The organism is Pseudomonas sp. SIMBA_041 (genome assembly GCF_046535095.1).
In the GTDB taxonomy this organism is placed as follows: domain Bacteria; phylum Pseudomonadota; class Gammaproteobacteria; order Pseudomonadales; family Pseudomonadaceae; genus Aquipseudomonas; species Aquipseudomonas mucoides.
Genome location: NZ_JAWRXJ010000003.1, coordinates 111844 through 126386, shown reverse-complemented (window position 1 = coordinate 126386; position 14543 = coordinate 111844). Strand labels below are relative to the sequence as shown.

The 14543-nt window shown below is 56.9% G+C and carries 8 protein-coding genes; 6 read left to right on the top strand and 2 right to left on the bottom strand.

Features of this window, described 5'->3' with window-relative positions:
- Nucleotides 1-5 precede the first annotated feature (5 nt).
- A complete protein-coding gene (locus SB725_RS07710) occupies nt 6-4859 on the top strand; it encodes a dermonecrotic toxin domain-containing protein (RefSeq protein WP_410921506.1) in 4854 nt (1617 codons plus the stop codon).
- Between the two features lie 95 nt (nt 4860-4954).
- Nucleotides 4955-5956 (top strand): FecR family protein, encoded by a 1002-nt coding sequence (locus SB725_RS07705; protein ID WP_410921505.1) that lies wholly within the window; start codon nt 4955-4957, stop codon nt 5954-5956.
- A gap of 55 nt (nt 5957-6011) precedes the next feature.
- Here the strand turns inward: SB725_RS07705 and SB725_RS07700 are convergent, their stop codons facing one another.
- Nucleotides 6012-8357 carry an acylase gene (locus tag SB725_RS07700; RefSeq protein WP_410921504.1) on the bottom strand — a complete coding sequence of 782 codons (2346 nt, stop codon included), beginning with the start codon at nt 8355-8357 and terminating at the stop codon, nt 6012-6014.
- 226 nt (nt 8358-8583) lie between these two features.
- Here SB725_RS07700 and SB725_RS07695 point away from each other — a divergent pair, with 226 nt between their 5' ends.
- Nucleotides 8584-8985, top strand: a complete 402-nt coding sequence (locus tag SB725_RS07695; RefSeq protein ID WP_027923491.1) for a fe2+ zn2+ uptake regulation protein — start codon at nt 8584-8586, stop codon at nt 8983-8985.
- On the opposite strand, the gene SB725_RS07690 is transcribed toward SB725_RS07695, so the two are convergent.
- The gene (locus SB725_RS07690) at nt 8975-9163 is read right to left on the bottom strand and encodes a hypothetical protein (RefSeq protein WP_027923490.1); all 189 of its coding nucleotides are present in this window, start codon (nt 9161-9163) and stop codon (nt 8975-8977) included. The genes SB725_RS07695 and SB725_RS07690 overlap by 11 nt on opposite strands.
- Nucleotides 9164-9721: 558 nt before the next feature.
- On the opposite strand from SB725_RS07690, the gene SB725_RS07685 reads away from it, so the two are divergent.
- From SB725_RS07685 to SB725_RS07675, 3 genes are read left to right on the top strand one after another with little or no spacing between them, the layout of a single operon-like run.
- Nucleotides 9722-10963, top strand: a complete 1242-nt coding sequence (locus tag SB725_RS07685) for an MdfA family multidrug efflux MFS transporter (protein ID WP_027923488.1) — start codon at nt 9722-9724, stop codon at nt 10961-10963.
- Nucleotides 10964-10984: 21 nt separating this feature from the next.
- The gene (locus SB725_RS07680; protein WP_194939995.1) at nt 10985-12115 is read left to right on the top strand and encodes an acyl-protein synthase; all 1131 of its coding nucleotides are present in this window, start codon (nt 10985-10987) and stop codon (nt 12113-12115) included.
- A 1-nt stretch (nt 12116) separates the two neighbouring features.
- The gene (locus tag SB725_RS07675) at nt 12117-14531 is read left to right on the top strand and encodes an aldehyde dehydrogenase family protein (protein ID WP_410921503.1); all 2415 of its coding nucleotides are present in this window, start codon (nt 12117-12119) and stop codon (nt 14529-14531) included.
- Nucleotides 14532-14543 lie beyond the last annotated feature (12 nt).

Genomic DNA, 14543 nt, shown 5'->3' with positions numbered 1-14543 from the left:
ACATCATGACCGCTCCTTCAATGCCGTATTTTTTCGACGAGGCACAAACTGCCTCCAATGCCCGAGAACCCGGTAACCGCGAAAAAGCGCTGAACTTCACGCTCGATGACCTGCAATGGCTCAAGAACGTTTACCTGGCCACCGAAGTAGCCCGCACCGCGCATAACAACCCCATGCACGTCTCCCGGTTGTGGCTGACCGTGCCGGACACGGCGGACGTCCCACTGGCCGGCGCTTTCGCCATGGGCCGCCCCAAGGATGGAGAAGTCACGCTCTACACGCCATGGAAAGGCTTGATCAAGTTTGCGGACATGAACGAGCTGAAACGCAAGCTCAAGGAGTGGTTGGCGTCGCCGACCGACAAGGTTGCTCTGCTGCGTTTCCTCTCCATTGAACAACGTAGCGCTATAGCCGTTGCCACAGTGCCTGACATTTGCACAACAATAATCGAAGGCGCGGTGTTCCAGGACCAGCAGCTCACCCTTGATACCAATCAAGCTCAAAACATCAAGACGATGATGGGCGAGCTGCTCAAGATGCCCACGCTGCAGTCTATGCTCAACGACACCCTGAAAAACGCGTTGTACAAGCCGTTTCCAGCACTGGACCAGCGCCTGACTCGACTGAAGACGTTTATCAGTACAGTGTCAGCCTTCGACGGGGGTGACTATGAGCACACGACCTCTTCGCTTTCACTGGGCGATGCCCTCCTGCACTTTTACCTGACCAACCAGTGGCCCCCCGGCGACTCCAGGGTCTTTGAGCATCCCGGTCACGGCGTGAGCAGTGACGCCGATAACCAGGCCTGGGAAAGCGCAGTCAAAGAGATCGCCCAAAGTTTCACCCCTCACTTGTACAGCCTGCTCGACATGTTCTGGAACACCGCCATGAGCAATGGGATGCCACGCCTGGCGTTTTTCAGCGAGGGCCTGCGCGATACGTTCCAACTGAAACTTCTGCTCCAGCGCCAGGACGGCATTTTGACCACGCAGGAGTATCTGCAACTGATGAAGGTCTGCCAAGAACCCGGGGATGCGACGTTGCGCATCGAAAAAGTCAGGGTGACGGCCCCGTTCAAGCATTTCGTGGAACTGGCCTCGACCTTGATGATCGGGGGCGCCGACACCTTGGGGTTTCTATACACCCCCTCCCGAGGTATCGAAGCGACTGACAATTTGTCAGCGGTCAAAAAGATCCTACTGCAGATGATGAACAGTGAAGGTCACGAAGATGCGCTGCTCAACTTCATGTCGCTGGATGAACGTCTCACCCTTCTGGGCATGGAGCCGCAGGAGCGCCTGATTGAAGGCAGTCCCCTCGTCGGCCCGGTATTTGACCAAGTCATGACCGACATCCTTCACAAGCAACAGGACAACCTCAGTCATGCCTTGAGTCGTTACCGTGAAAGTGAAGGCACGCTCTCCCCACATGCCCTGCTGGATAATGCTCTGGACGTGCGTGGTCTTATTGATGGTCGACTGCTGGCCACCGCTTCCACAGGCCGCTGGAGTACACGGGTCGATCAGCGCATTAGCGGGCAACCGGCAACGGTGCGAGCCGATTCAGCCAAAGAGCAGATGACACTCCTCGATTCGGTTGGGCAGGCGCTCGATCAACGGCGTAAACAACACCCGGTCATTCCCGTCGGCGTCAATACGCTCGCTCGAGTAGAAAGCCTCCTCGACTCATCCGTGGCGGACTTGCAATCGAGTTTTACGCATACCCTGTCAACGGCATTGCGCAGCGAATTGAAGCTACACACGGTGACACGCACCTTGGGCGCGACCGAGCAGGCAATCATCAAAACGGTGCTCGATAGCCCGATACACCTGCAGCGAGCGGCGTTAAACGGTTTCTTGCCAGACGTATTTTCCCTGGCATTGAAGGCCGGCGACGTGACGACCCCATTGAAGCTGGCGAGTTGTTTTGTGCTGACTGAACGAGGAGGCCTGGACCTGAAGCACTCGGGCAAGGCGATTTTGTGGACGCCGGCATCGGGATTCGAAGCGTTCAAGACACTGTCACAGTTGCAGACCGAACTTGATCAGCGCCTCAAGGATGACACTCTGCGTTTAACCCTTCTGGAAAACCTTGGTCGTAGCGAGCGAATGGCCGGCAGGACGTATGTGCTGGCGCCACTGCAGCGGATACACGGGCACTTTCTCGATCACCTCCAAAAGCCTTACGTCCATCTGGACCAGGCATGCATTACCCGCGCATTGGCCACGCCACTCCCCCCCGCGCGGCTGCCTGATCTTCTGAATCTGGTGGCGCTACGTGAGCCGCTGACAGGGTTAGGTCGCGCGTCGGACATTGCCCAGTCCCTGACGACGCAGCAAAAACTTCCGGCATGGCTCGCCAAAGCGTCCATTGAAGATCTGGTGCTGCATGGCGAACTGCTTCAGCAATACCTCGACAACGTCAAAGACGACGAGGATTACCTGAGCGGCCTGCGATCACTGCAGCGTACGGCTCACGCAGCGCTTGAAAAACAACTCAAGGCGGACGCCTTCAACATTGATCCGGACAAGGTCCAGGTCCAGATCAGCGCACGTCTGACGTCGCCGGCCCGGACTCAAACCCTGACCGACTTCGCATTGACGGCTATGAAGGAGCTGGATCAGGCCCGATTCAAACTGCAATCGCTGGATACCAGTGTCATTCCCGAGGGGATGAACGAACAGTACATCAAAGACCTGATACGAAATCTTAAGCCGGGGGAGCATCAGCAGAAAATACTGAGTGAAGCCCTTGCTGATACCCCGGCCAACGCCGATCGCAGAAAGTGCTTTTACAGACAATTGCCTTGGCAACTGATGCATTACGCTCACACGGAAAAACTGCAGGAACGCCTGAGCGAAAAAGGCTTTGATCTGATCCGGCAAATCATGGACATGCCCGACGCCATCGCTCGCGCGGCGGTCGAAGGTGCCCATGCCATTATCCGCCCGCTCGAGCTCTTGGGGATCAAGAGCGCACAGACGATCAAAGTGCCCGGTGTCTACCTGATCGGCTCAGCCACCGATAGCGCAGCCCCCCACGTCCTTGTCGCACCGCACAGTCCCCGTCATGGGATAAAGGAATATGAAAGTGAAGTTCAGTTACTGACAGAGTTGAAGACTCGCGGACCGCTGCTCGACTGGATACTCATGAACCTGACGCCGTCTGACCGGACGGTGCTTGAAAACCGGATGGCGACCACTCACAACCGCGTCACTCGAGCCGTAACGGCTACTTCCGACAAGCCGCCTCAAGAAGTCACATTGGCGTCCAGTCCGATCAAGGGCCACCTCTTCAGCCAGTTGTTCAAAGACAACGCTGCGCTACTGGGCCGACTGCTCGGTTGTCAGTCCGACGACAAAAACCAGGGCGAATGGGAAACCATCAAACACGTACTGGGCGAAGACCTGCACGAGGCTTATTCGTTTTTCATGGGGAAACTCGCTTACCCCATGACCGTGTGGCGCAGTTACCGCGACATCAAGCAATCTGCCGAAGACCTTCAAACCCATAAATGGGGGGCTGCAATAAGTGCCTTCATCGACGGTATTGCTCAACTGGCTTCGTTGCGGCAATTAGCTGGCGATCAAGTGCAATTACCCGCAGTAACGGGGGCAGCGGCTCCGACGTCGTCCGCTAACCGATTTAGCTGGCATGAGGTCAATACCACCGCCCTCGAACGCACGCAGTTAAAGCGCCATGAAAGCATCGACGTCGATCTCAATTCACTGACCTCCGACTCGACACTTGGGCTCTACACTCATCCAGCCTCCGGAAAACACTACGCGCCCGTTGAAGGAAACGTCTATCCGGTCGTCAAGCTTGACACCCGTTGGCGCATTGCAGGCAGCCAAAAAAGTGTGCCTTTTCTGCGCCAAAACACCGTAAAACAATGGGTCCTGGACCGCCAGAGGCTGGCGTCCCGCTTCAACCTTATCGACCGATTGGACACCGTAATGGCCGTTTGGGGAGGCATGAACGTCGATGCCCGCGGGATGGCTCAGATCCGGCGATTGTTTCCGTACAAGGCACGTCAGATCGATGAAGCACTGGACCTGGCAACCACCTATGCCTGGAACAGCTTTCGAAACCTGCAATTACTAAAGACTACCGACACTGCGGTGACCCCGGTGCACCAACTCATCACCGACTTTATAGGCGTGTCGCAAGTTCTGCCCGCGCATGTGGAGCAGCTTGAAAAAGTCGTGGAGGAAATATTTTCAGCGTTGCTCGACCCGACGCTCAGAACCGCCAACTCCAGTCGATTTACGATCGGCAGGGTGATCGAGGATGCAGAAAACACCTTCGGCTTCATTACGCCGAAAGACCCAAAACGCAAAATTTACCTGGCGGAAAAATTCTTCGCTTCCAGCTACGAACACTACCGCTCGCACCTCAGCGACGTGCACTTCCCCATCGGCGCCCATAGCCGTTCGATGACCCTCATTCATGAGCTCTCACACATCGTCTGTAAAACCCTCGATATTTCATACCTCGACACCGGCCGCCCATTCGCAGACCTGATCGGAACAGTGACACAGGATGCCAAACAGCTCAAAAGCGCGTTGACCACGCTTCAAGACACCGCACTGTCCATAAAGACGCCCTATACCCAACTGTTCATGGCGCAAAACCCTGACACTGGTGAGTGGGAAGACCTGGGTCATACAGCCAGTGAAGACACTGACCTGATCAAAGAACACGTTTTGACGCTGACCGGCGCAGAAAACCTGAGCGAGGCCCGCCACACGTTTAAAAGGGACCCACTGATCAGGTTGAAAGTACTACTTGGCAACGCCGACAGCGTCGCCTGGTTGATCGGTCATTTGGGACGGCAACTGCACGCCAGTACCCCTTGAACTTAAAAAAAGGCGTGTTTGATAGTTAATTGCCATGACGGCTGTTCTCGCCAGCTTCCTCGCAAGGTTAGAATGCCGGAAATCAGGATGAGTCAATGACCGACAATTCTCTATCGCCAGCCGACTATGATGCGATCACCGATGCCGCAGCGCATTGGTGCATGCGCCTGCATGCAGTCGACTGCACGGCTGAAGAACGTGTAGCTTTCGAACGATGGCATGACGCCCATCCGCTGCATGCATTCGAATATGAAGCCATGCTGGAGATCTGGGAGGTTGCCGGGGATCTGCCGCGTCCTGAACCCGTCAATCACGGTGCGCGCCTCAAATCCACTACGCCTTGGCGCAGTCTCGGCATTGCCGCTGCGGTGTGCACCCTGGCGTTGCCACTGGCGGCATACAGTGGGTGGAGTTTGGGTTGGTTACCCAACTCGTACCAACACTTTGAAGCCCGTGATACGGTCCGTCAGGTCACCCTGAGCGACGGCAGCCAGATTGAACTGAATCTTGGCAGTGAGCTGACATTCAGCAACTACAAGGATCAGCGGCGGGTGACGCTGAAAAAAGGCGAAGCCTTCTTCAGCGTCAGCCATGACACGACTCACCCTTTTGTCGTCAAGGCCGCCAGCGGCAGTATCCGGGTCACCGGGACCCGATTCAACGTCTGGATGTACGAGGACCAGGTTCGTGTGAACCTGGTCGAAGGGTCGGTGCTGGTCACCAGCAACGACGACCTCCCCGGCGATGGCGTACGTCTAGGCCCCGCCATGCAGGCGTGCTTTAAACAGAGTGACTACACGCCACAAATCAGTCAGACCTACGCCAACGATAATTCGCTGGCCTGGCGCAGTGGCAAACTGGTGCTTGATAACCTGGCACTCATCGATGCCCTGCCGTTGATCAATCGTTACCTGAGCAAACCCGTGATGGTGGCCGATCACAGTACCGGTCAGATCCGTCTCGGCGGAATCTACAACATCAAAGAGCTCAACAACCTAGTGGCGTCCTTGCCCAAGGTGCTGCCGGTTTACCTGACCCGCAACAAGGACGGCAATCCGGTCCTCAACTCCATTCCGCTAACCCCCCCTAAAAGCTGAAGGCCGCAACCCTTGTGGGGTGCGGCCTTCGTTTTTGATCCAAGTGCCTTTGCTGTTACTGCGCAGCCACCGTCCCGGCGTTTCCATCCTGCTCGCGAATTGTCTGCGCCTGGTACTGCGGGTCTGACGTGATCTGCTGCTCGGTAAACGGCAGCACACTCAACTGTTTCTTCGAAAAAGCCAGCGTCTGATCCCGCGCGTACTTCGAACCCGGATCGCTGGACAACGAGAACGCCAGCAAACCTTGAGCGTGTGGCCCCTCGTCATCGAAGGTCACTACCTGCAAGTAGCTCGTGCCACTGACCACTTCAAGTTTGCCGTCTGTTCTCGGCACGCTTTGTATGGCGTTGTAGACGCCCAACGTGCCGGGTCCACCATGGATCGGCGTTTGCTGGCCGCCGCTGCTGGCCACCTGAATATCGCCCCAGCGTACGTCTGGCTTCAACCCTTGGGCTTTTACCTGTTCAACCGAAACGAGCATGGCCTCGCGAAGAGCCTTGGCGACATCCGCCCGGTCAATGGCCAGACCACGCGGGGTGTTTTGCGGATCTTTGGGATCAAATGCCACGCGCCAGATACCGGGGTTTTGCTGCAACGGTTCCATGACATTCTGGAAGTGGACAAAGCCCAGCCCGCTGTCCAGATTCGCCCGGCGATCCCACGCCTTTAAATGGCCGCACAGCGGCGTCAGCGCCGCGGCATCGGCGCCAAGGTTACCGGCACAAAACTGCAGCAGATCCGGCATCACCTGTGCGGCCAGGTACACCTGATCGTCCATGACCATCCGTTGCAAATCCCCTGTCGTCAAACGCCCGGACTGCTCCAGCGTGGCCAAGCGATCCAGTGCAAAACGCGAGCGCAAACCCAACGGCTGGCCTTCCTGGCTGATCAATGGCGAGAACCCGGTGAGCGGTTGCGCCGGGTTGGCCATCCAGGCGGAATCATTGGAGTGCTGCACAAAATCCTTTCGCGACAACTGCGGTAATTTGTCTGGGGCAAAAATGCCTTTTTGCGCTGCTTGCGGGTCAATGTCCCAGGCACAGGCACTGTTGGAGCCGTCGAGCACGATCATTTGCAACCCGGCCCGTGGATCGCTGCACTTGACCAGTTTTTCCGCGTTGACGTTTGGCACCACCGACAGGTTCATGTACAGCGTTTGCCCCTGATCATCCACGGCCAGGGTGTTGACCCACGGGATGCCCTGAAGGGCGTGCACCGAGGCCTGCAACTCCTTGAGGCTGTTCGCCTGGTTCATCGCATACCACTGCTGCAGGACCCGGTCGTTATCCAGGTTGGCATCGCGCAGGCTGTACGCGTATTGATGATTCCAATCCAGTTTTCCAGGCCATTGCACGATCGGGCCGAAGGACGTGCTGTACACCACATGAGAAACCGGCGTGGTCTGACCATCAGGTTGCTGCACATTCACCGTGAGGGTTTGTTTTTTCATCGGCAAGGACTTGCCGTCGAGCAGGTAGCGGGTCGAATCCTTGGGATCAAGTTGCAGTCGATACAGCGTGAAGTGTTTGGATGAGTCCACGGTGTGGGTCCAGGCCAAGTGCTGGTTGAACCCGATGTTTATCATCGGCAACCCTGGCAGCGCAGCGCCCATCACATCCAGTTTGCCGGGAATTGTCAGGTGCATCTGGTAGAAGCGCATTGCGCCGACCCAGGGAAAATGCGGATTGGCCAGCAGCATCCCGCGGCCATTGAACGAACGTTCGCTGCCGATGGCCACGGCGTTACTCCCGCGATCCAGCGCAAACCGCTGCATGCGCGAGGCCGCCACCTGGAAGGACGATGGCTCAGCGATCACTTGCGTGACGGCTTGGGGTGGAGTGGCACCCGCCAACGCTTCGGCGAACTGCCCTACTCCACCTTCGACCAGTAGACGACGGGTCAGCTTGACCAGGTCCTGGGCAGTAATCTCGCGCACCCAGCCCCCCTGACACCGCGCGGGCAAACCCTGGGCCCGGCGTTCTGCCAGCGAACGGTTGTAGCCGGCGACATAACCGTCAATGAGTTGCTGCACTTCGGGCGTTTGCGCCTGCCAGAAACCGGCGACGGCATCGGGTGTGTTCAGCCAGATGAAAAACAGGTCGCTGACCAGATTCTCACGCTCTTCGACAGTCAGTTGTTCCGGGCCGAAATAGCGTGAGCGTTCACCATTGACAGTGACAATTTCGTTGGCCAGCAAACACAGGTTGTCCTGCGCGTAGGCGTACCCGATGCCATAACCGAGCCCCCGTTCGTTGTCGGCACGAATGTGAGGCACGCCGAAACTGGTGCGGCGAATGTCAGCGCTCGCCTGTTCTGTCTGACTGCGGGCGTGTGCCACAAGACTCAGCGCCACTAACAAACCCGCAAGGCTTAGCCTGGTTAACTGCCTGAAAATAATCACACTCGCTCCTGATCGAATAGACAAACACGCTGCCTTCTCTCAGGAACGAAACAAAAGACAAAAATTTAGGCTCGCAAAGCCATTCCAAATGGCCTTCTCACGGGCTGCTCACATGGCACCGACAAATTTTCTACATTTGGGCCTTCATTATTTGTCGTGCTCGTTCGTCTAAATGACTGAGAGCCCCCTTCACATTTTCTGGCCGGCTCGGAAAAGGAGTTTTTGCATGTACAACTCGCAATTGCCAATGGACGGTAGCAATGCACCCTCGGGCCCTGCCATGGGCTCCGGTATTTTCGAGCCGCGCGGCGAGCGCAACGGCAATGAGCGCATCCGGTTGCTGCTCAAAAGCTTTGGCCTGCGCACCAGCCTGATTCGCCTCAAAGTCATTGACGCCTTACTGGTTGCCGCTGAAAGCGATCGTAGTCTCGGCGTGCGCGGCGTGCACAGCCAGTTGCTGGACCTGGACATTCCCTTGTCCTTTCTCAGCGTGCGTGAAGTGTTGAAACGTTTGTGCAGCGAAGGCGTGATCACGCTCAATCCGGACAAAAGCTACAGTCTGCATCCGCACGCTGTAGCCATGCTCCATCGCGATTCACCCGTTGAAGATACGTCGCTCAAGCCTTGACCTTGCGACGCATCACGCCGTTGATCACCACCACGACCACCGCCACACCAATGGCGATGTACTGAAACAGCTTCTCGCTGATGACACCTTCGTTTTGCAGATACGAAAGGCCGAACATGATCCCCAGCACGACCAGGGAGATCAGAATCGAGTATTTCAAACGTTGCGATTGAGTCATTGCGAGTTCCTGAACCTGAAAATGTATCCGCTTTGTATCCGAACGCATGCCAACCCCCTACCTTTCTTCGGGGATGGCGAGCTGTAAACGGGGTCTCATGTTACAGCCGATGAAGAGATTTGGCTTCATAGCGGCGCTAACCATGAGGATTTCGAAATGTTTCGTCGAATCACACAGCTGATTCCCCTGATCGCAATTTTGGCCTTGAGTGGCTGCATCATTTTCCCCCACGGCGGTTGGCACGGGGATCACCACTATAATCGTGGCGGGCCCGGTTATTACGAGCATCGATAACTTACGACCGGGACAAGAGCTATTCATTATTTACTTTAGTACGTAGGACAAATCCGACAAGCTCTTAACTAATGCCCGCGCTGTCGCGGGCATTTTCGTTAAACCCATTAATGTTTTTCACCCTGCGACTCACATTGCATCATCTCGCAAACAGTTGAAACGCCCTGTTTCAATCCTTTATTAGAGCCCTCCCTGATCGTTGGATACTCTTACTGCGCAACAAGAGCACACATCAATTAACTCGCAGCAAAAAACTGGGAATATATGGACAGGCCTTTGATCAATATAAGCGCGTGTCATTTGCTTGGCTTTTGCTTCGCAATAACGCTTTTCGAACTACTGACTTATATGGCCAGCGATATGATCATGCCGGCCATGTTGACTGTCACTCACGACTTGAATGCAAGTGCACAACATGTCCCATTCGCTTTCAATCTGTATCTGGCAGGAGGCATCCTGTTGCAGTGGCTTATCGGACCACTGTCCGATCACTTTGGTCGCCGTAGAATGTTACTTATCGGTTCTGCGGTATTCGCCCTCGCCTGCAGTGCCGCATTCAGTGTGCAAAGCATTTATGCGTTCAATGGATTACGCCTGATCCAGGGCTTGGGATTGGGGTTTGTCATCGCCGTCAGCTACCCGGCATTGCAGGAAGTGTTCTGCGAAGCGGACGCGGTAAAAATCATGGCACTGCTGGGAAATGTCGCACTGCTTTCTCCCCTTCTCGGCCCGCTGTTGGGCAGCCTGCTGCTGGAATGGTTAACCTGGAGGGAACTGTTTTTGCTGCTGGGCATGAGCGGCATGGCGGTCTGGCTGGCACTTTTTGTGTACATGCCGGAAACCGTGGGAACGTTACGCCATGACGGTCAACGCCTGATGGCCGTGCCGTTTGAATGGGGCGGTACCGTGCGCCGTTATGCCGCACTGCTCGGTAACACGCGATTCCTGAGCGCCAGTGTCGCGCTGGGCATCATGAGTTTGCCGTTGATTGCCTGGATCGGGTTGGCGCCACTGCTGCTGATGCATAACCAAGGGCTTTCGCCACTTGCTTACGGCCTGTGGCAAATCCCGGTGTTTGCCGCGGTCATTCTTGGCAACCTGATACTCAATCGATTGATCGCCAAGACCGACATCCCACAACTGATTCGATACTCGCTCTGGCCGTTGTGCGGTGGGCTCTTCGCATTGGTCGTCCTCAGTTTCTACGGCGTCTCGACGCCCTTGCTGATCGGTTGCCTTGGGCTTTACGCGGTCGGTCTTGGCATGAGCAACGCCGCACTCTATCGCCTTGCATTGTTCTCAAGCGATGACAGCAAAGGCCTGGTCTCGGCGATGATCGGCATGATCTCGATCCTTGTCATGGGGGGCGGTGGTTCGTTGCTTGCGGCAGTCGGCGCTGGTTACAGCCATGAATCCTTCTCCCTGATGGCGGGCATCGCCGGGCTTCTATCCCTGTTGCCCTTGCGGTTTTTTCTTCGCCGCAACGCTGTCGCACTTACCGTCTGATCCCCAAGCACAGGTCCATTGATGATCCATTTACCCCATACCGATGCGCTTTGCGCGTTAACGAAACCCTATTGCCTGGATTCGGTACCAGACGGCCTGTTTGATCGGGCGATGAGTGAAATCAGTCTGTTCCATTGTCAGCACACGCCGGGCTATGAACGCTGGCTGCACGCCAATGGCCTTGATGCCAACGCGCTGGCATCGATGGATGACTGGTCAAGACTGCCGCCGATTTTTGCCAACTATTTCAAACGCCATTTATTACTGGGTTCCTCGGGAAAGGACGCGCTTGAGCTGACATCGTCTGGCACCAGCGGCCAAAAAAGTCGCATGCGCTATGACACTCGCAGCATGGCTGCCGCCCAAGGCATGGTGAACCACATTTTCCGGCACTACGGCTGGGACACTCCAGACAGCCCCTGCAACTACTTGCTGCTGAGCTATGAACCCGACGCAGTCATCAGCCTTGGAACCGCTTTCACCGATCAGTTTTTATGCCGCTATGCCCCCGTCAATCGAGTCGCCTATGGATTGCGCCGCACTGGAAATGGGCACGCGTTCGACCCGTTCGGGGTTGTCCACGCCTTGCAGCAATTTGCTGAAGAAGGCTTGCCCGTGCGCATTCTCGGATTTCCAGCGTTCCTGTCCCATGCGTTGCAACATATGGAAGACACCGGCCTGACGGACCTCAAGCTACCGGCCGAGTCATTGGTGATTCTCGGGGGCGGCTGGAAAACCCAGGCGGCGCAGGAAATGCCTCTGTCGCGGTTGTACCAACGGATCAACCGCCAACTGGGTATCGAGCTGGCGCGCTGCCGGGATGGTTACGGCGCCGTCGAGCATGCCGTGCCTTACGTTCAGTGTGCTCACCAGCATTTTCATGTGCCGGTTTATTCGAAGGTTTTCGTGCGCAATCCCGCCGACTTCAGCGTCCAGCCCTACGGCAAACGCGGCTTGTTGGAGTTCGTATCGCCCTACATTTCTTCAAGCCCGGCGCATGCCGTGGTGATGAGTGATCTGGCGACATTACACCCCGGCGCAAGCTGCGGGTGCGGCTTGACGACCGACTGGTTTGAACTGCATGGACGCGCCGGAACAACCGCTAGCCGAAGCTGCGCAATGGCCGCGTCCGAACTGATGGGAGAGGCATGACATGTACTTGATCAATGGCCAACTGCGTGACGATGTCACCCTTGAGGCAACCCTTGAGCGCCTGCACCAACAACTGCCACGGCTACTGAGTGCACCGATCGACAGCGGTACCGTGATCGAAACCGTCACTCGTTTTGCCCTGCAATTGCAGACTCGAACAGTTGAATTGCCCCTCAACGATGAACAACGCCAAGGGCTTGTCGACTTCTGTCAGCGCAGCAACCTCAGCACCAAGCTTGAACGAGAACTGGGCGACCAACCCCGTTCGCTGCGACGTATCGACTACCGCCAAACAAGTTTTGAAAGCTGGCACCCGCTGGGGCTGGTGGTGCATGTGACGCCAGGCAATGCACCGCTATTGGCGTTCTGCGCGATCGTCGAAAGCCTGCTGGCCGGTAACATCAATTGGCTGCGCCCCAGTTCCAGCGACGAAGGCGTGACCGCTCGGTTACTCGCGGCACTGGTTAAGTGTGACACCAGCGACAGGTTGGCAGATTTCGTTGCGGTGCTGCCTGTCAGTACGGCACAGATCCCTGAACTCTGCACTCGCGCCGATGGCGTGTCAGCCTGGGGCGGCGAAGCGTCCCTTAAAGCCATTCGTCAGCACATCCCGGCCGGATGTCGCTGGATCGACTGGGGGCACAGAATCAGTTTCGCTTACCTGTCGCCAGACGCGGCCACTGCATCTACGCTGGACGCCTTGGTGGATGAAGTCTGCAGTCTGGATCAACAGGCCTGCTCCAGCCCGCAATGGCTGTTGGTCGACAGTGACGATCCCGTGGTGTTGCAGGGGCTGGGTGAACAACTGGTCGAAGCGTTTGAACGCCGTGCCCTGCAGTGGCCGGCGCTGACCCCGACCGATCAGGAAGCCTCGGAAATCACCACCCGTTGCGCCATGGCTCGACTGGATCTCTGCTTTGCAAACCAGACCGGCCAGGTCTGGAACGGCTCAGGATGGCGGATCATCTGGGAGCATGATCAAACACTGGCCCCCTCGCCACTGTTCCGCACGCTGATGCTCAAACCCGTGCCGCAACACTTGATCGCCGAGACGCTGCTGCCGTGGCGTACCGTGCTGCAGAGTTGCGCGCTGATCTGTTCACCCGCACAAGCGCCACAGCTGGTACGCACGTTGGTCAACGCGGGGGTCACGCGCATTGCGCCTTGCGGCTCTATTCATGATGGTTACGCCGGTGAACCGCACGACGGTGTCTACGCGCTGTCGCGTCTGAGTCGTCGCCTCTCGGTGAGCCTGCCGGCAGAAACAGCGACTGGCCGGGCAACACTCGACATGCCGCCACCGGCTCCCCCTTCAAGCCAAACGCCAATCATGGATAAAAACGCGTTCATGGCCCAGCCCATCAGCGGCTCAGCCCAACTGTATTTTCGTTCGGGGGGCAGCAGTGGCACGCCGGCGGTGGCCGGGTACAGCTATCGCGACTTCGAGCGGCAAATGCGCGCGGCAGCCGATGGTATGTTCGCCGCCGGCCTCGACCCTTCTACGGACCGGGTGATGAACCTGTTTTACGGCGGCGGCTTGTACGGCGGGTTTTCCAGTTTTACCAAGGTGCTTGAGCTGATGGAGGTGACCCATTTCCCGATGGGGGCACCGCCGAATGACGACTTCAGCGAAATTGCGCAAATGATCGCGGACCAGCGTGTCACCGTGCTGATCGGCATGCCAAGCACCTTGCACCGCCTGTTCTTCAACGAGCAGGAACGCCTGCGCGTTTACGGCGGCATCCATAAAGTGTTCCTCGGCGGTGAACACCCGGCAGAGGCCAGCCTGCGCCTGATGGAAAGTTGTGGGGTGTTGCAGATTCGCTCGGCGATTTATGGCTCGGTCGATGCAGGCCCCCTGGGGCATGCCTGCGCATCGACGGCCAATGGGGTGTTTCATTTGATGGGCGATACCCAGCATCTGGAAATCGTCGAGATCGAACAGGATGTGCCCGTCCAGGCTGATGAAATCGGACGATTGCTGTTTACCTCCCGGGCGCGGCAAGGTCAGGACGTACGCCGGTATGACGTGGGCGATACCGGTCGCTGGGTACCCGGCCCCTGTCCTTGCGGACTTGAATCGCCGCGGTTCGAATTGCTTCAGCGCCACGGCAAGCTGCTGCGGATAGGCACAGAGTTCATCTCGCCATCGGCGCTGCAAGAGCGTGTCGGCAGACCGATTCAAATTCAGCTGGATCATGCACCGAACGGCATGGAACGGCTGCGGGTTTTCATCGATTCAGACAGTGGTAGCGTTCGCCAGTCCCTATTGACCGATGAAGCCTTGTCGAGCGCGGTAAACAACTGCTTTTTAATGGTAGAAGTTCACGAATGTGCGGAATCGGCCTTCACAAGAAACAAACACAGCGGCAAAACACCCTTGGTTATTGATAACCGAATACAAATAGACCGCTGATCAGCAACATCC